At 44.0% G+C, this 17,629-nt stretch carries 19 protein-coding genes; 10 read left to right on the top strand and 9 right to left on the bottom strand.

Annotation, left to right across the window (positions count from 1 at the left end):
• Positions 1-56: 56 nt before the first annotated feature.
• The 3 genes from R7Q48_RS11240 to R7Q48_RS11230 form a co-directional block, all read right to left on the bottom strand.
• Complete coding sequence (locus tag R7Q48_RS11240) at positions 57-911, bottom strand: co-chaperone YbbN (protein WP_017819961.1); 855 nt, start codon at positions 909-911, stop codon at positions 57-59.
• Positions 912-1,383: 472 nt separating this feature from the next.
• Positions 1,384-2,211 carry an SDR family oxidoreductase gene (locus tag R7Q48_RS11235; protein WP_025766996.1) on the bottom strand — a complete coding sequence of 276 codons (828 nt, stop codon included), beginning with the start codon at positions 2,209-2,211 and terminating at the stop codon, positions 1,384-1,386.
• A gap of 44 nt (positions 2,212-2,255) precedes the next feature.
• Complete coding sequence (locus R7Q48_RS11230) at positions 2,256-3,170, bottom strand: TIGR01777 family oxidoreductase (protein ID WP_047102894.1); 915 nt, start codon at positions 3,168-3,170, stop codon at positions 2,256-2,258.
• Positions 3,171-3,425: 255 nt separating this feature from the next.
• Between R7Q48_RS11230 and R7Q48_RS11225 the strand changes: the two genes are divergently transcribed.
• The 6 genes from R7Q48_RS11225 to yfcE all read left to right on the top strand — a co-directional run bounded on the left by R7Q48_RS11225 (position 3,426) and on the right by yfcE (position 6,672).
• Positions 3,426-4,160, top strand: coding sequence for a DUF1538 domain-containing protein (locus R7Q48_RS11225; protein ID WP_005382077.1), 735 nt, complete (start codon positions 3,426-3,428; stop codon positions 4,158-4,160).
• The gene (locus R7Q48_RS11220) at positions 4,157-4,948 is read left to right on the top strand and encodes a DUF1538 domain-containing protein (RefSeq protein ID WP_256903181.1); all 792 of its coding nucleotides are present in this window, start codon (positions 4,157-4,159) and stop codon (positions 4,946-4,948) included. The genes R7Q48_RS11225 and R7Q48_RS11220 overlap by 4 nt, the downstream gene beginning before the upstream one ends.
• Positions 4,938-5,288 carry a P-II family nitrogen regulator gene (locus R7Q48_RS11215; protein WP_054578025.1) on the top strand — a complete coding sequence of 117 codons (351 nt, stop codon included), beginning with the start codon at positions 4,938-4,940 and terminating at the stop codon, positions 5,286-5,288. The genes R7Q48_RS11220 and R7Q48_RS11215 overlap by 11 nt, the downstream gene beginning before the upstream one ends.
• Positions 5,285-5,692, top strand: coding sequence for a CBS domain-containing protein (locus R7Q48_RS11210; protein ID WP_005382085.1), 408 nt, complete (start codon positions 5,285-5,287; stop codon positions 5,690-5,692). The genes R7Q48_RS11215 and R7Q48_RS11210 overlap by 4 nt, the downstream gene beginning before the upstream one ends.
• A 149-nt stretch (positions 5,693-5,841) precedes the next feature.
• Positions 5,842-6,051, top strand: a complete 210-nt coding sequence (locus R7Q48_RS11205; protein WP_005382086.1) for a hypothetical protein — start codon at positions 5,842-5,844, stop codon at positions 6,049-6,051.
• Between the two features lie 75 nt (positions 6,052-6,126).
• Complete coding sequence (gene yfcE, locus R7Q48_RS11200; RefSeq protein ID WP_005389637.1) at positions 6,127-6,672, top strand: phosphodiesterase; 546 nt, start codon at positions 6,127-6,129, stop codon at positions 6,670-6,672.
• A 39-nt stretch (positions 6,673-6,711) separates the two neighbouring features.
• Here yfcE and R7Q48_RS11195 read toward each other — a convergent pair whose 3' ends face one another.
• Genes R7Q48_RS11195 through R7Q48_RS11180 form a run of 4 tightly spaced genes read right to left on the bottom strand, consistent with a single transcriptional unit; the run spans position 6,712 to position 9,219 of the window.
• Positions 6,712-6,990, bottom strand: a complete 279-nt coding sequence (locus tag R7Q48_RS11195; protein WP_005382088.1) for a SelT/SelW/SelH family protein — start codon at positions 6,988-6,990, stop codon at positions 6,712-6,714.
• A gap of 21 nt (positions 6,991-7,011) precedes the next feature.
• The gene (locus R7Q48_RS11190; RefSeq protein WP_047102891.1) at positions 7,012-7,767 is read right to left on the bottom strand and encodes a sulfite exporter TauE/SafE family protein; all 756 of its coding nucleotides are present in this window, start codon (positions 7,765-7,767) and stop codon (positions 7,012-7,014) included.
• 46 nt (positions 7,768-7,813) lie between these two features.
• A complete protein-coding gene (gene toxS / locus R7Q48_RS11185) occupies positions 7,814-8,329 on the bottom strand; it encodes a transmembrane regulator ToxS (protein WP_005382091.1) in 516 nt (171 codons plus the stop codon).
• A gap of 11 nt (positions 8,330-8,340) precedes the next feature.
• A complete protein-coding gene (locus R7Q48_RS11180; RefSeq protein WP_005382092.1) occupies positions 8,341-9,219 on the bottom strand; it encodes a transcriptional regulator in 879 nt (292 codons plus the stop codon).
• A gap of 271 nt (positions 9,220-9,490) precedes the next feature.
• Between R7Q48_RS11180 and htpG the strand changes: the two genes are divergently transcribed.
• The 3 genes from htpG to hemH all read left to right on the top strand — a co-directional run bounded on the left by htpG (position 9,491) and on the right by hemH (position 13,490).
• Positions 9,491-11,395, top strand: a complete 1,905-nt coding sequence (gene htpG, locus R7Q48_RS11175) for a molecular chaperone HtpG (protein WP_256903180.1) — start codon at positions 9,491-9,493, stop codon at positions 11,393-11,395.
• 320 nt (positions 11,396-11,715) lie between these two features.
• Positions 11,716-12,360, top strand: coding sequence for an adenylate kinase (gene adk, locus R7Q48_RS11170; RefSeq protein WP_005382094.1), 645 nt, complete (start codon positions 11,716-11,718; stop codon positions 12,358-12,360).
• A 167-nt stretch (positions 12,361-12,527) separates the two neighbouring features.
• Positions 12,528-13,490, top strand: coding sequence for a ferrochelatase (gene hemH / locus R7Q48_RS11165; protein WP_017819956.1), 963 nt, complete (start codon positions 12,528-12,530; stop codon positions 13,488-13,490).
• 49 nt (positions 13,491-13,539) lie between these two features.
• Here the strand turns inward: hemH and R7Q48_RS11160 are convergent, their stop codons facing one another.
• Positions 13,540-14,928, bottom strand: a complete 1,389-nt coding sequence (locus tag R7Q48_RS11160) for a peptide MFS transporter (RefSeq protein WP_005382097.1) — start codon at positions 14,926-14,928, stop codon at positions 13,540-13,542.
• 333 nt (positions 14,929-15,261) lie between these two features.
• On the opposite strand from R7Q48_RS11160, the gene rfaH reads away from it, so the two are divergent.
• The gene (gene rfaH, locus R7Q48_RS11155; RefSeq protein WP_005382098.1) at positions 15,262-15,762 is read left to right on the top strand and encodes a transcription/translation regulatory transformer protein RfaH; all 501 of its coding nucleotides are present in this window, start codon (positions 15,262-15,264) and stop codon (positions 15,760-15,762) included.
• Between the two features lie 115 nt (positions 15,763-15,877).
• Here the strand turns inward: rfaH and asnB are convergent, their stop codons facing one another.
• Positions 15,878-17,542: an asparagine synthase B gene (asnB, locus tag R7Q48_RS11150; protein WP_005384979.1), complete on the bottom strand. Its 1,665-nt coding sequence runs from the start codon at positions 17,540-17,542 to the stop codon at positions 15,878-15,880.
• Positions 17,543-17,629 lie beyond the last annotated feature (87 nt).

Raw genomic sequence — 17,629 nt, 5'->3', positions numbered from 1 at the left:
AAACAAAGGCCGGAAATCCCGGCCTTTGTTGTCTTATTCCTAGAAGAATGCGGCGCTTAGTACAAAATTGAGTAAAGCTGGCGACGATATCTGCTTGCTAATGCGTTACCTTGACCTAGCGCACTGAGAATATCCATAAAAGTCTTCTTCACGTCACCGTCTTGGGCGCCCAAGTCTTTTTTAAGAATATTCCACAGCAGTTCCAACGCTTCTTCATCCCGACCAACTTGGTTGTATTGTACCGCCAATTCACAAGCGAGTTCGAAGTTTGCCATGTCTGCTGCGTATGCTTGTTCTAGTCGCTGTAACTCAGGGCTATCTGCAGCCTGCAAATGCAGCTCGAGCTTGGCTATTAGGCTCTTGTAGTAGTTATCTTGATACTCGAGAGGGATAGCGTTCAGTAGTTCTTGGGCAATATCAAATTGTTTGGTTTCTAGCAAACAATCAGCCATCGCGAGTTTCACATCACCACGCTCTTGCAGCTCTGGCGGCAAAGTGTGGATGATGCTCAAAGCCTGAGCATGCTCACCTTGCTGAAGAAGTTCACTGACTTGTTTTAATAGTTGTTCATCTGGGCTTGGCAAATGCTTTTGTAGCATGGTAGCAATGGCATCAATTGGTTGGGGGCCTCCCAGACCATCGACGGCTTGACCATTTATAAACAGCGCGATAGTTGGCAATACTTGCACGCCAAATTGAGACGCTAAAGCGGGCTGATCTTCACAATTTAGTAGAGCAAGCGTAAATGCACCGTTGTACTGTTGAGCAAGAGATTGCAACTCAGGGAGTATCTGTGCGCTTTCTGGCTGAGCGTTGGCCCAAAAGTGGATCAAAACGGGCGTGTTCATTGATCCTTCAAGCGTTTCGCGAAAGTTCTGTTCTGTTATCTCAACGATAAATGGGGATTGCATCAGAGTATCCTTGCCTTGTGTCTTGTCGTTGATATTAGATATGGAGTTGATTTAGGTGAAATTCAAGCGACATTCACCATCAATAATGAATCATTCTATTTTGAGAAAACGTGAGGTAATAGAGTGAGGTTATTGCTGCTCAGGTGTTAGATAAAAAGAAAACGCTGCCGAAGCAGCGCAATTCTAATGCTATTTGTTAGTGCGGTATCAAAATAGGATGAACATGGTCAACACTACACCCACACTAAGCCAGTTAAGCTGATTTAATGTCATTGTTGCCTCGCAGTAGTATAAACATTGCTACAAAACGTAATGGGTGGCGATACCAAATCTAAGCAACTCAATCACTTTGGGCGAAAGAATCCCCGCTGAATTGCGTAGAAATTGATTCGTTTAGTTGAGGTTTTTTTAACCTACATGTTCATAATGACATCACATTGTTACGGTGAAATTACATTTCGACAAAACTTTTTTATGCAGCCTGTCGCAAAATTTTATCAAGTACACGGGTTGGTAATAGTCTTTTCAAGACTGCGAATAATTTAGTCGGTGTAGTAATTCGATAACGAATTTTCGGTGAAACGCTAGTTAATGCATGAAGAACTGGTGCGATGCAAGACTCTGCAGGCAAAACAAATCGATTATTAGACTTGTCGTTGTTGAGTCGCTCTCTTTGTCCTTCATAAGCATGACGATGGGGGCTAGATTCAATATCAACCCACTTCTCAAAGGCTCGTAATGCATTGTTTCTAAATTGAGTTTCGATCGGTCCTGGTTCTATCAATGCCACTTTGATATTCGTATCCGCAAGCTCTAGCCTGAGCGTATCTGTCCAGCCTTCTAAGGCAAATTTTGATGCATTATAGGCACCACGGTATTTCATTGCGGCAAAACCAAGAACAGAGCTGTTTTGTATGATGCGTCCTTCGCCTTGCTGGCGCATATGAGGAAGCACCTCTCTGACCAACTGGTGCCAACCAAAAAAGTTGGTCTGAAATTGATCTTGAAGAGCCTCGGTGGGTAAGTCTTCCAGTGCTCCGGGCTGACCATAGGCACCATTATTGAACACTGCGTAAAGCTTACCTTCTGCTAACTCTAGCGCTTGCTTCACGCCCGAAGAAATGCTTTCTGGGCTATTTAGGTCTAGATTGATGCAGGTTAGCCCTTCATTAATTAGGCGCTGGACATCTTGTTCTTTCCTACAAGATGCAATGACATTAAATCCCTTGTTTTGTAGGGCGTGAGCGCACACGTAACCGATGCCGGTTGAACAACCCGTAATAAGAATCGACTTTTTCATAATTTAATTTAAGACTCAGAAACCTTGATTAGAGCCATCATTCATCAGCTCCGGTCATGAAGCAAGTGCTTGAGTGCTGGCTCTATTCTGGAGTAGCTAAATTTAAAGCCCAGTTCGGTGAGTTTTTTGGGTTTGGCTCTCATGCTATCAAACAATAAGCAGGAAGATTCTCCCATTAGGAGTTCCATCGCCCATTTAGGCGTGAACAAGATATGCGGACGTTTTAGCGTTTTAGCTAGTGTGCCGCTGAATATACGATTAGTCACAGGATGGGGGGCGCACATATTGAATGCACCGTGGGCATGTGGTGTTTCAAGCAAGTACATGATGGCGCGGACCATATCTAGGATGTGAATCCAAGGCATGTACTGATTACCGTTCCCAAGTGGGCCGCCTACGCCAAGCTTGTAAGGTAATAGCATCTTTGCCAACGCACCACCATTAAGGCCGAGTACCACGCCAGTTCTCATTAGACAAACCCGAGTTTGCTCCGACTCTGCGCGCTTGGCTATTTGCTCCCACTTTGCACAAACCTCGTGAGGAAAGTCGTCGCTATTAACATGTAAGCACTCATCAAACGGATGGTCTTGTTGATCACCATAGTAGCCAACTGCCGAGCCACTAATAAAAACAGAGGGAGGTTCGGTACTTGCGTGGATCAGCTCAACAATTTGCTCGGTAATTTTCCAACGACTTTTGCAGATTTTTTCTTTTTGCTCGCTGGTCCACCTTTTATCCGCAATAGGCTCACCTGCAAGATTAATGACGGCATCAACGTGATTGAGATCGGCGAACGACTCGAGCGAGTCAAGGTATTCGATATTACCCAGATCAGCATGCTGTAGGCGTTGTTTTGCTCGCTCTGGAGAGCGTGTAAGTAGCATAACTTGGTGAGTTGATAGCAGCTTGAGCAACTCCGAGCCAATAAACCCAGTGCCACCTGTGAGTAATATCTTCATGTTATCTCTTTGAATGTACACGTATTAGAACATTATAGTCGTTTTGTGCTTAGCTTGATCATCTCAACACCATTATTTCTGGGATAGTGACAAGCTGGCAGAGATACTATTAACTTCACATATTAGAAAATATGTAACTAAATGTTATAGATGGCGCTAGTGCATTCACGGTAGAAGAGTGAAATCTATGCCAGACTAGAAGTTATCGCTCATTGGAACGAGCGTAATCAGTTTGCACAATCAAGGAGGATAGGCATGGAAGCATTTGTTGCGCTTTTTCGAGCGCTCCTCAACAGTGCTCGTGACTTATTACCCATCATCATTGTTATCACTTTTTTCCAATTAGTCGTTTTGCAAGAGCCGCTGCCCAACCTGGTCTCCATTCTTTTTGGCTTGTTGCTTGTCGTTTTAGGATTAACCTTTTTTATCTTTGGCCTAGAACTTGGTCTTTTTCCTATCGGAGAGAGTATGGCTCAAGCCTTTGCAAAAAAAGGCAGCGTGTTTTGGTTATTAGTCTTTGCGTTTTGTTTGGGGTTTGGCACCACGATAGCTGAACCTGCATTAACCGCGGTAGCGGAAGAAGCCTCAGAAGTTGCGGCAGAGGGCGGAATGATCGCTAACTCAGAGCAGTCCATGCAGGATTACGGAGAAGGACTTCGAGTAACAGTAGCTCTCTCTGTGGGGATAGCCATCGTTATCGGCGTTTTGCGTATCTTAAAAGGGTGGCCGATTCATTACATGATCATTGGTGGCTATGTAGGCGTTGTAATACTGACGTGGTTTGCACCTGAAGCCATTATTGGCGTTGCTTACGATTCCGGAGGTGTAACCACGTCCACCATAACAGTACCTTTGGTCACTGCACTGGGTGTCGGTTTAGCGTCTTCTATTAAAGGGCGTAACCCTATGGTGGATGGCTTTGGTTTAATCGCTTTTGCCTCGCTGTTACCGATGATGTTTGTGATGGTTTACGGAATGGTCGTAACATGATTTCAATTGATCATTTCCTAGACACTTTGTTATCGACCGTTCGAGACGTCGTTCCCATCGCCAGCATTATTTTTGGTTTTCAGTTAGCGGTGTTAAGGCGTCCTGTTAGCAACCTTAAGAAAGTTTTGCTTGGGTTCGTTTATGTGATTTTCGGGTTAGCTCTTTTTTTACTTGGATTAGAAATGGCGTTGTTTCCACTTGGGGAGACGATGGCTGTGCAATTAACGGCGCCGGAGTTTTTACAAGAGTTCAAAGTATCGGTAGGGAAAGCCTTAATGTGGGTCGACTATTATTGGGTTTACACCTTCGCCTTTTTTATAGGCTTTAGTACCACGATTGCAGAGCCTTCTTTAATCGCTGTAGCGATAAAAGCAAACCAAGTCTCTGGAGGCAGTATCAGTATTAACGGCTTGCGCGTAGCCGTTGCGTTTGGGGTGGCAATTGGTATTGCATTAGGGAGTTACCGGATTGTCGTGGGCGATCCCATTCATTATTACATCATCGCGGGTTACATCGTCGTTGTGATTCAAACGTTTTACGCTCCTAAGCTTATTGTTCCACTCGCCTACGATTCTGGAGGCGTAACAACTTCTACCGTCACTGTCCCACTTGTAACTGCATTAGGGTTAGGGCTTGCTTCGACCGTCCCTGGAAGAAACCCAATGATTGATGGCTTTGGCTTGATCGCGTTTGCCAGTCTATTTCCTATGATCTCTGTGATGGGCTATGCGCAAATAACCCAGTGGCTGAATAAAGACGTCTCGGAGGAAGAAGAAAATGCGCTTTAAATTGATACTTGCGTTTGTTGAAGACAGCAAAACAGACAAGGTGTTGGACGCTGCACGCGATGCTGGTGCGACCGGTGCAACAGTGATTAACAATGCTCGCGGGCAAGGTTTAAATCAAAAGCGAACGTTTTTTGGTTTAACGCTAGAAGTGCAAAAAGATGTGCTGCTGTTTGTGGTCGAGGAACATCTATCTCGACACATATTAGAGACCATTAATGAGGTTGGTGAATTTGACAGAGAGTCGGGACAGGGGATTGCTGTTCAGATCGATATTGAAGATGCAGTCGGTGTCGCGCATCAAGTCGAGACATTGACCAAAGTAGTCGAGGATGAATTATGAGTGATCAAACGATAATTAGAGTTCGAGATGTTATGGCGGCAACGTATGTAATGGTTGATGGACTGATGACCGTATACGAAGGCATAACGCTAGCGAAAAAATACCAAGTCAAAGCGCTGGTGGTGAAAAAGCGAGATGATAATGATGAATATGGCATCGTGTTGATGAATGATATCGCCAAAAAGGTGCTGGCGAATAATCGTTCTCCTCAGCGCACAAATATTTATGAAATCATGACCAAGCCCGCTTTGTGTGTCGAACCAGATATGAACGTAAAATATTGTGCACGTTTGTTTGAGCGATTTGGCATAAGCAGAGCGCCGGTCATTGAAAGTGGCGAGGTCATTGGGATGGTGAGTTATAACAATATTGTCATCAACGGTATGGTGCGAGAAGAAGTGTAATAGGTTGATATAAATGAAAAATCAACGAATTTTTTCTCAAGTCAGCGACTGTTACAAAGAACTAAAATATTTAATATATGTTAGGTTGCATATGTGTTAATTCACCATTATTCTTTGCGCCCTAAGCCTAATGTCGAGGAATCTGTATCATGCCTTTAGTCTCTTGCCCCGTGTGTGAGAAACAAATCTCAAAACGCGCTCATGCATGTCCAGGATGCGGAGAGCCCGATCCGCTGCACCATCTAGCCAAATCAAAATTTATGTCGATGGTGTTTTGGATACTGGTGTTGGTTGGAACAGCGTATGCAGCATGGTTCTATGTTTTGCCTATGGTCATTGAATCATTGCGCTATCAGTAGTATTCAAACCGTCGTAGGTTGAGCTGCTAAAAAAATGCCGTAGAATGACCTCATACTTTTTGAGGAGACGATGTCGTGAAACTATTTTTTGCCTCAGACCTGCATGGCTCTTTGCCAGCAACTAAAGAAACCATTGATCTATTTTTGGCCTCTGGTGCGCACCACCTGATTTTGCTAGGAGATACGCTAAACCATGGGCCGCGAAACCCTATTCCAGAAGGCTACAACCCTCCACAGGTAGCAGACTTATTGAACCAATACAGTGATCAAATTATTTCTGTACGTGGCAACTGTGATAGTGAAGTGGACCAAATGCTATTGAAGTTTCCAATGATGATGGATTACTCATGGGTGCTACTTGAATCTGGCAAGAGAATCTTTTTGACTCATGGTCACTTGTACAACTCTGAAAAACGGCCGCCACTGCGTGAAGGTGATATCATCGCCCACGGTCATACACATGTTCCCGTCGCAGAGATGCAAGACGGAGCCATTATATTCAACCCAGGCTCGATGACATTCCCACGTAATGGCTTACCGAGAAGCTTTGGTACTCTAGAAGACAATAAGCTAACGGTAAAAACGCCAGAAGGCGAAGTATTAGCACAAACCATGATTTAACGGTTTTACTAAGTAAAAAAATAGGGAGCGAATTGCTCCCTATTTTGTGTCTGAATGTCCTAAATCGCGTTCTGGGTCGATAATGTCTCTAACGCGCTGTTTTAGCACCTTGGCTTCAGGAAAGCCGCTGTCTTTTTTCCGTTCCCAAATTTGTTGGCCATTACAGAAAATTTCGAAGCGACCACCTGTGTCTGGGTGTAAGCTGATTGTTTCTATTTCTTCGCTAAAAGTATGCAGTAATTCTTGCGATAGCCAAGTTGAACGCAACATCCAGTTGCACTGGCGGCAGTAATAAATATCAATGATTGCTTTATCCATGAAACTTTCCTTTTAATCTTTTTAAACCAGCAACTTGATGCCCACGGCAAACGTGAGAATTTCGAATGCAACTTTAATCACTCTGTTACTGTATCGAGTCGCGGCCCATGCGCCTAAACTGCCGCCTAGAAATGAGCTTAACAATAAAACAGGTAACCAAGCCCAGTGAATAGGCGCCCCTGCCTGTACGACGGCAATGCCTCCAATGCCATTCCAAAACAGGCCGACACAAATCATGGTGTAAGCAACGGCTTGTTTGTAGTCGTAACCAAACCAGCGCACCAAAAATAGTGTCACGAGCAAACCAGAACCTGCGGTAAGAGATCCGTTAATGATGCCGATAAACAGTAAGCCAATTCCACCAATAACCCAACCGATAGGATGACGGTTACGTATTACTTCAGCTTGGCCTAGCGATGTCTTAAATCGCGAGTAGATACCTAGCGCTAGGATCATCGTGCCGAGCATCTTTTCCGCGATACCATCAGGGATCTGTACAATTAAGTTAGCCCCTAAAATCACGCCAATACTACCGGACAAGATAAGGTAGAGCGCGATTTTCCATTTAATAGTGCCTGATCTCAAATGCGTGCTTGCTGCGCCTAAGCCTAAAGCGACCGAAGCCACCTTATGTGTGCCTAGCGCAACGGAGAACGGTAAGCCGAGAAAGATGAGTAAAGGGAATTGAAGCAAGCCTGCTCCGCCACCGGAAAGTGAAGCCAGCGTGTTGGCGATTAGTGAACCGAAAAAGAGAGTAGTGGTATCTAGCCAATCCATAAGCAAAACAAAGGGGGCGTCTTGCCCCCTTATCATCCAATCAAAATTAGTTTTTAAACAGTACCGAAGAACCGTGGTTCAAGCTAGTGAGCAAGAGTGTTTTTTCGTTCACGACGTCAATACGACGACTTTGCTCCGCATCTAGCTTAAAAATTTGAGTAATCAAACGTAGCTGTGCTTCGGAAAAGTCTTTTGATTGAGAAGATGAAATATCTTTAAACTCCGAAGGCGAGACCAACAAATAGTTGTCACTTACTTCCCAGCGGCCTTTTTCCGAGATATTTATCGTTGATTCTGCGGTTGAACCTTGAGCGAATAGTTTTATATTTGCTACGCGAATATAGTCACCATTAGGGAGATATTTCACGTTTGATTCAACATTAACTCGGCGTAGTGGGCCGACAGTATCGTCAGGCAAGCTGTCTGTAATGACTGTCACCATGGTCGACTGCCATTCGTTTGCTGTGAGGAGCTGCTCCACTTTTAGGTCACTTCCCCAATACAACCAACTACTGAAAAGAACGGATACGGCCAAAACCGCAGATGCTAATTTAATCTTCATATTGGCCTCCTTTATTTGCAGATGTCTGTTGGATCGTTTTGACCTGCGAAAATACGCAGTGTTACGTTCTCGTAAGAGTGGTTACTGTCATGAATGTAGTTCAGAATCAGCTGGTTATTTTGTCCACCAGTGGCAATCACTTCAACTGGCAACGAGTCTTCTGCATGGTGCTTCACGTAGCGCTCAATGCATTGCTCTATTGAAGGCAACCAGTTGTTGATTTGAGGGTGATTTACAGGTGTCATCACCGGTACACTTTGATACTCACCAATCTGACGGAATTGGGATTCCGCAGGGTTCGTGAATAACAATACGCAAACAGGAAGCAGCAGAGACAAAAAGATAATGACACGCGGTAGCCAGTTAATCGTGTTAGATGCTGGCTTCGGCTGAGTTTTAGTCGGCTCTACTTGAGGCTCAAGATCAGCAGTAGTATCGGTCACTATCTCTGTTGGTGGTGTATCGCTCGCTTCTAACTCCACTGCTGGCGCTTCTTGTTCAGAAGCGGTTTCTTCAACGTCAGTGTTAGAGTCAGTAGAAAATGGGCTCAAGCGTTCCACTGAACAAATGAGTTGGTAGCCACGTTTAGGTACCGTTTTAACAAACTCTGGAGATTTTGTTGAATCCTTCAACATCTTACGCAGAGTAGAAATCGCTTGAGTCAGGCTTGAGTCATCCACCTCAAAACCTTGCTCACGCCAAACAAACTCGTGAAGCTCGTTACGGGTTAAAACTTCGTTTGGTCTCTCTGCCAACATCAGAAGTATACGGCTTTCGTTGCTTCCTAATCGTACAACGTCGTTGCCGTTTTGTTGGTCAGCGAGCGAATTACTATTTGGATCAAAGGTGAACCTTTGAGCAAGTAGAAATTTGGTGCCAATGTTAGTCATTTAGTTCTTCTTAGATGGATGATGTTGTAATTATGGTGATTTATGTCACAAAATTACCGGGGCGCTTGGAGTGCGCACGACATTTTAGATGCTTTTAGACGGGTAGGATAATTAAAATTTTCTAAAAAAACACCGTTTTTAGCAATATTGACCTTGAATTTACATTTGTCAGCCACATGTTAAATGACATCTCGGTAAGGTGATTTCAAGGGGAAAGTCACAAACTTGTCCCTATGAAAAAGCCAATTAGTTTAGATGTTATGGAGCACACATGAGCGAAACCGTATCTCAAAATAAAGAAACTCGTGGTTTTCAATCAGAAGTAAAACAACTACTGCATTTAATGATCCATTCTCTTTATTCAAATAAAGAGATCTTTTTGCGCGAGCTGATCTCTAACGCATCAGATGCATCAGACAAACTGCGCTTTCAGGCGTTATCTAACCCAGATCTATACGAAGGTAATGCAGACCTTTGCGTGAAACTGTCGTTTGATGAAAGCGCAAATACCTTAACCATTTCTGATAACGGTATCGGTATGAGCCGTGATGATGTGATTGAGCACTTAGGAACAATCGCAAAATCTGGAACAGCCGAGTTTTTCTCAAAGCTATCTGAAGAGCAGAGCAAAGACTCTCAGCTTATTGGTCAGTTTGGTGTTGGTTTCTACTCGGCATTTATCGTTGCTGACGCCGTTACCGTGCGCACTCGCGCTGCGGGTCTAGCCGCTGATGAAGCGGTACAATGGTACTCAGCGGGTGAAGGTGAGTACACCATCGAAAACATTACCAAAGAGTCACGTGGTACCGACATCATTCTTCATATGCGTGAAGAGGGTAAAGAGTTTTTGAATGAGTGGCGTCTACGTGACGTTATCAGTAAGTACTCTGATCACATCGGCATTCCTGTTTCAATCCAAACTGTTGTTCGTGATGACGAAGGCAAGGAAACGGATGAGAAGAAGTGGGAGCAAATCAACAAAGCCCAAGCACTGTGGACGCGTAACAAATCTGACATTTCAGAAGAAGAGTATCAAGAGTTCTACAAGCACGTATCACATGACTTTGCCGATCCATTGGTCTGGAGTCATAACCGTGTAGAAGGTAAAAACGACTACACGAGCTTACTATACATCCCATCGAAAGCACCTTGGGATATGATGAACCGCGACCACAAATCAGGCTTGAAACTTTACGTACAGCGCGTATTCATTATGGACGATGCAGAGCAATTTATGCCGTCATACTTACGCTTCGTACGTGGTTTAATAGACTCAAACGATTTACCGCTAAACGTATCGCGTGAGATCTTACAAGACAATAAAGTGACTCAGTCTCTACGTAATGCTTGTACTAAGCGCGTGCTAACGATGCTCGAGCGTATGGCCAAGAATGACGAAGAGAAATACCAATCATTCTGGAAAGAGTTTGGTCTTGTGATGAAAGAGGGCCCTGCGGAGGACTTTGCAAACAAAGAGAAAGTTGCAGGTTTATTGCGCTTTGCTTCAACTGAAGTGGACTCTTCTGAGCAAACTGTGGGCTTGGCGTCTTACGTTGAGCGCATGAAAGAAGGTCAAGATAAGATCTACTACTTGACGGCAGACAGCTATGCAGCTGCGAAAAACAGCCCTCACTTAGAACAGTTCAAAGCGAAAGGCATTGAAGTTATCTTGATGTACGACCGCATTGATGAGTGGCTGATGAACTACTTAACTGAGTTTGATGGTAAACAGTTCCAGTCAATCACTAAAGCTGGGCTTGATCTAAGTCAGTTTGAAGATGAAGCAGAAAAAGAGAAGCAAAAAGAAACCGAAGAAGAGTTCAAGTCGGTTGTAGAGCGCACGAAGTCTTACCTAGGCGATCGTGTGAAAGAAGTTCGTACGACCTTCAAACTCGCATCTACGCCTGCTGTTGTGGTAACGGACGATTACGAAATGGGCACTCAAATGGCGAAGCTTCTTGCGGCAGCTGGTCAAGCTGTGCCGGAAGTGAAATACATCTTTGAGCTAAACCCTGAGCACGAATTGGTTAAGCGTATGGCTGACGAAGCCGATGAAGAAGCGTTTGGTCGCTGGGTTGAAGTTCTGCTTGGTCAGGCAATGCTAGCGGAGCGAGGCTCTATTGAGGATCCAACAGAGTTCTTAGGAGCCGTTAATCAACTTTTGACTAAGGTGTAATAACCTCTGCAAATCAAAAAGCTCGCATTTCGCGAGCTTTTTGTTTGTTGTCGCAAAATTTTGCATCTCAAGTGCTGAGTTAATAATCAATAGGGCGTGAAAGAGGGTACTGTTAACATTCTTTAGTCTTAATACACTCTTTGCTCAGAGAACCTGTGATAGAATCTGCGACTTGAATGTGAGTAATAAGGCGTGTATTTTTGCTCGCCTATATACGTTATACCGAAACTTATCGTTGCAGGTGCTTCTCAGGTTTGATGTCTAAGAGGTCAGCTATTGTGAGCTTCGGTATAAATCTTAAATATTAAAGAGGATAAATCATGCGCATCATTCTTCTAGGTGCTCCAGGTGCAGGTAAAGGCACACAAGCAAACTTCATCATGGAAAAATACGGTATTCCACAAATCTCTACTGGTGATATGCTTCGTGCTGCTATCAAAGCAGGTACAGAGCTTGGTAAACAAGCTAAAGCTGTTATTGACGCTGGTCAGCTAGTTTCTGATGAAATCATCCTTGGTCTTATCAAAGAGCGTATCGCTCAAGAAGACTGTGCAAACGGTTTCCTACTAGATGGTTTCCCACGTACTATCCCTCAAGCTGACGGCCTAAAAGAAATGGGCGTAGACGTAGACTACGTTATCGAATTTGACGTTGCAGACGATGTGATTGTTGAGCGTATGGCTGGTCGTCGTGCTCACCTTCCTTCTGGTCGTACTTACCACGTGGTTTACAACCCGCCTAAAGTGGAAGGTAAAGATGATGTAACTGGTGAAGATCTTGTTGTTCGTGATGACGACAAAGAAGAAACAGTACGTGCTCGTCTAGGTGTTTACCACGAGCAAACTGCGCCGCTAATCAACTACTACGGCAAAGAAGCTGAAGCAGGCAAGACTAAGTACCTTAAGTTTGATGGTACTAAGCAAGTAGCTGAAGTTAGTGCGGATATCGAGAAAGCACTATCTTAATTTGCTGAAGTCAAAAATTTAATATTTTGATATATTGAAAGCGGCCCAAGTGGTCGCTTTTTTTAGTTTACTCGTAAACATATATCTAATTAACTTCAGCTCGGCTATTCGTTACTTCGAGGTTACTTAAATATATGAACCAAGCCGTTTACCATGAATAGGATGTTATGAAAGAGAATAATAAACAGGGTGTACTCCTAGTTAACCTGGGAACTCCTGACGCACCAACCGCTCCTGCCGTAAAGCGCTTTTTAAGTCAGTTTCTTCATGATCACCGAGTGGTAGACATGACTCGATGGCTTTGGTGTCCACTATTGCACGGCGTTATCCTTCCTATCCGAGCTCCTAAAGTTGCCAAACTCTATCAATCAGTATGGATGGAAGAGGGCTCGCCGTTGATGGTGTACTCTAAACGCCAAACGGAAAAGTTAGCACAAAAGCTTGATATACCTGTAGAGCTTGGTATGACGTATGGTAACCCAAGTTTGCAATCAGGCTTTGAAGCCCTATTGGCGCAAGGCGTTGATGAAGTCATTGTTTTACCTTTGTATCCGCAATACTCGGGCACAACAACGGCAGCGGTTTCTGACGGAATCACTAAAGCATTTAAAAACCTGCCGGTGATGCCAGGCTTTAGCTTTATTCGTGATTATTACAATCACCCGAAATATATTGAAGCGTTAGCGCATTCAGTTCGTGAACATTGGCAAAAGAATGGTCAGGGAGATTACCTGCTGTGTTCTTATCATGGTATTCCAAAACGCTATGCTGACAATGGTGATGTTTACCCACAGCATTGTGAAGAGACGACTCGCTTGCTTGGGGAAGCGTTAGGTTTAAGCGAACAACAAATTGGCATGACGTATCAGTCCCGATTTGGGAGAGAAGAGTGGCTTCAACCTTATACCGATAAGACCCTAGAGGCACTTCCTGCAAAGGGTGTGAAAAATATTAATGTTGTGACCCCTGCATTTTCGTCAGATTGTTTAGAGACGTTGGAAGAGATCTCGGAAGAGTGTAAAGAGATTTTCCTTGAAGCTGGTGGCGAAAACTTTACCTACATCCCTTGTTTGAACGATAGTGAACTTCATATCGAGATGATGGTTGAGTTAGTTCAATCTAAACTTTAGATACAAAAAAGGGTCGCAATAGCGACCCTTTCTACGTTTAGTTGAGAGATCAAGCAACTTGTACTTGCTGCTCTTCTACTTGCTCTGCCGTGCTGTGCGTATTTTCAGCGCCATGCATCCAGCGAACGAGTGTATTAGAGAATAGGAGCAAAATTACGCCACTTACGGTTGCGCTGACCGCAATACCACTAAAGATAGCCATAGCGCCTAACTCGCCTACGTGAGAGCCCACATAGCCCGCAACATAGTTAGCAATCGCATTACAGCCAAACCATGCACCCATCATAAGTGAAGCTAAGCGAAGCGGTGCTAATTTAGTCACCAATGAAAGACCAATTGGTGATAAACACAGCTCGCCTAATGTGTGGAAGAAGAAAGCGCCGACCAACCATAACATCGATGTTTTTACTGTTGTATCTCCACCTTGTTCTAGCACTGCGCCAACCATACAAAGGAAACCAATCGCCAAGAAAAATAGTGCCATCGCAAATTTCACTGGCGAAGTAGGTTCACGTTTACCCAATTTTACCCAAAGGACAGCCAGAACTGGCGCTAGAGTAATAATGAAAAATGGGTTTAGTGATTGGAACCACGCAGCAGGAACTTCGAAACCACCAATCATGCGATCAGTATATTGTTGAGTGTAGATGTTCATCAGACCACCAGCTTGTTCAAAGCCTGCCCAGAAGACAATAGTGAATAAGCTCATGACCAGAATTACTTTTAGTCGATTCACTTCTTCTTTGGTGAGTGGCTGCTTCGTGGTGGCGTTTTTGTTGTTTAGATCTCGTTTCGCCGCTGGTTCGCGACCAATATCACCAAGCCATGATTGAGCCAGTACCATTTGCATCACTAGGCTAACCAGCATACCCACACCAGCGGCAACAAAGCCAGCTTTCCAACCGTAAGAGGTTGTCACAGAGCCAGAAACGACGCCGGCAAGTAATGCACCTAAGTTGATACCCATATAAAAGATAGTGAATGCGCCGTCACGACGGTTGTCACCTTCTTGATAAAGGTCGCCAACCATGGTTGAGATATTTGGCTTAAAGAGACCGTTACCAGTGATAAGTAGGCCAAGACCTAAATAGAAACTGTGTAGCGAACCAATACCTAAAGCATCAGCAGGAAGTGCAAGAGTAAACTGGCCGATGGCCATTAACGCGCCACCAAGCAAAATTGAGCGACGTTGACCTAAATAGTTATCTGCTAGGTAACCACCGATAAGAGGCGTGATATACACAAGCCCTGTGTATATGCCGTATAGGTCTAATGCGTCTTTGGTTGACCAGCCAAGGCCGCCATTCATTGTTGTATCAGTAAGGTAAAGCACGAGAATGGCACGCATTGCGTAGTAAGAAAAGCGTTCCCACAGTTCTGTACCGAACAATAAGAACAGGCCACGTGGATGACCAAAATATTGATGTTGGTTTGACATAAGCTCTTCTAATAATAGTTATTACATTTTTTAACGACTTCTACGTATACAATGCAATTCAACGAGTGACAAATAATAAAATTTTGCCATTCAACTATTTTTGTTTGTTAAGTGGCTGTTTTTGATTGGATTTGCAGATTATATGATGGTGTATTGGTTGTGTTACAAACTTAATTTCCATTTTTGCCTATGGACTTCTTTGTCGTAAGTTGCTGAAAAATGTCGTTAATGCGAGCGATGTATAATCATACTTTTATAGATAAACTGAATATCAATGACTCAACTTTGGCTTAATGCTAGGATAAAAACAAAATAGAATTGGCTAGTAAAAAGATGAAACGTTGGTATCTACTTTATTGTAAACGTGGGGAGCAGGTTAGGGCGAAACAACACCTTGAAAATCAAGGTGTAGAGTGCTTTTATCCAACTGTAGAAGTTGAGAAGATTTTGCGCGGTAAAAGACAAAAAGTCGAGGAACCGCTGTTTCCTTGTTACGTATTCGCTTACTTTGATTATGAGCAAGGGCCAAACTTCACCTCAGTCCGCTCTACTCGAGGTGTTGTTGACTTTGTGCGTTTTGGTGCTCAACCGAAAGAAGTTCAAGGTGACTTGGTCTTCGAATTGATGCAGCTAGAAAAGTGTTGTAATGACAATACCGTTTCTGAATGTATGCCAAAACCAGGCGATCAAATTAGAGTTAAAAGCGGTCAATTTGCGGGCATAGATGCCATCTTCCAAGAACAAGATGGTGAGAAACGCTCAATTATGCTAGTTCAGATGATCACCAAGCGTGTGCCTGTCAGCATAGACAATAGTGATTTAGATTTAAAATAGCCTAATTCCATCAAACATAAAAAGAGGTGCAAAAGCACCTCTTTTTGATCGTATCTAATTTTCTGTCTGTTTTAAAAGGGTTGGACGAACCGACCCTTATCTTTATCGTAGAGAATTAGTATGAGTCGTTGTGAACGGTCTGTACTGCACGACCTGATGGGTCAACACAGTTTTGGAACGATTCATCCCATTCAATCGCCTTCGCTGAAGAACACGCTACTGAAGGGCCTCCTGGTACACACTCTGCTGCTGATGGAAGTGGGAATAACTCTTCAAAGATTTCACGGTACACGTAGCCTTCTTTTGTCGTTGGCGTGTTGTATGGGAATCGATATTGAGCTGTTTCCATCTGCTGGTCTGTCACTTTCTGTTCTGCTACTTCTTTCAGCGTATCGATCCAGCTGTAGCCAACGCCATCAGAGAACTGTTCTTTTTGACGCCATGCGATCGATTCTGGCAGGTAGTGCTCGAAGCACTCACGAAGGATGTGTTTCTCCATTTTACCGTTGCCACACATCTTGTCTGCTGGGTTCAAGCGCATTGCTACATCAATGAACTCTTTATCTAGGAAAGGTACGCGTCCTTCAACTCCCCATGCTGCCAGCGACTTGTTAGCACGAGCACAGTCGAACATGTTCAGAGCAAGCAGTTTACGCACTGTCTCCTCGTGGAACTCTTTCGCGTTTGGCGCCTTGTGGAAGTAAAGGTAGCCACCAAAGATTTCGTCAGCGCCCTCACCAGACAATACCATCTTGATACCCATCGCTTTGATCTTGCGACCCATTAAGAACATAGGTGTTGATGCGCGGATAGTCGTCACGTCATACGTTTCAATGTGGTAAATCACGTCACGAATCGCGTCCAAACCTTCTTGAATCGTGTACGTCATTTCGTGGTGAACGGTACCAATTTGGTCGGCAACTTCGCGAGCGGCTTTCAGGTCAGGCGCGCCTTCTAGGCCAACAGCAAAAGAGTGCAGTTGAGGCCACCAAGCTTCAGACTTTTCATCATCTTCAATACGCATCGCTGCAAAGCGTTTTGCTACCGCAGATGTAATAGAAGAATCTAGACCACCTGAAAGAAGCACACCGTAAGGCACGTCAGTCATTAGTTGGCGTTTAACAGCCGCTTCTAGCGCTTCCGTCAATTCTTCTTTGCTAGTGCTGTTACCTTGTACTGCTGCGTACTCGTTCCAGTCACGAACATAGTAACGTGTTGGCTCAGTATCTTTAGAGCTGTAGTAGCTACCAGGAGGGAATTCACTTACTGTTTTACATACTGGAACAAGAGCCTTCATCTCTGATGCCACATAGTAGTTACCATGCTCATCGTGACCTTGATAAAGAGGGATAATACCAATATGGTCACGGCCGACTAAATACTCATCTTTTTCTTCGTCGTAGAGCACAAAAGCGAAAATACCGTTTAGTTCTTCAAGGAGATCTGCCCCCATATCTTGGTAAAGTGCAAGAATGACTTCACAGTCTGAATCGGTTTGAAATTCGTACTTTCCTTCGTAACGAGCACGAATTTCTTTATGGTTGTAGATTTCACCATTGACGGCAAGGATGAGCTTCTTATCAGGGCTGTATAGCGGCTGTGCACCACTATTTAGACCAACAATCGCCAAGCGCTCGTGCGCTAAAATAGCACGCTCTGAAGAGTAAATCCCAGACCAGTCTGGGCCACGGTGACGAAGTTTTTTCGACATCTCTAATGCGATAGGGCGCAATGCGGCTGCATCGCTTTTAATGTCTAAAATGCCAAATACTGAACACATACTACATCCTTACTAAACTAAACAATTTCTAATCGGTATGGTTTAAATTTGCCATTACTAATAAAAAAAGCAACGTTTTGTGATTAA

The organism is Vibrio sp. 378 (assembly GCF_033339435.1).
Note: the sequence above shows the minus strand (reverse complement) of the source record. Positions and strands in the feature narration are given on the sequence as shown.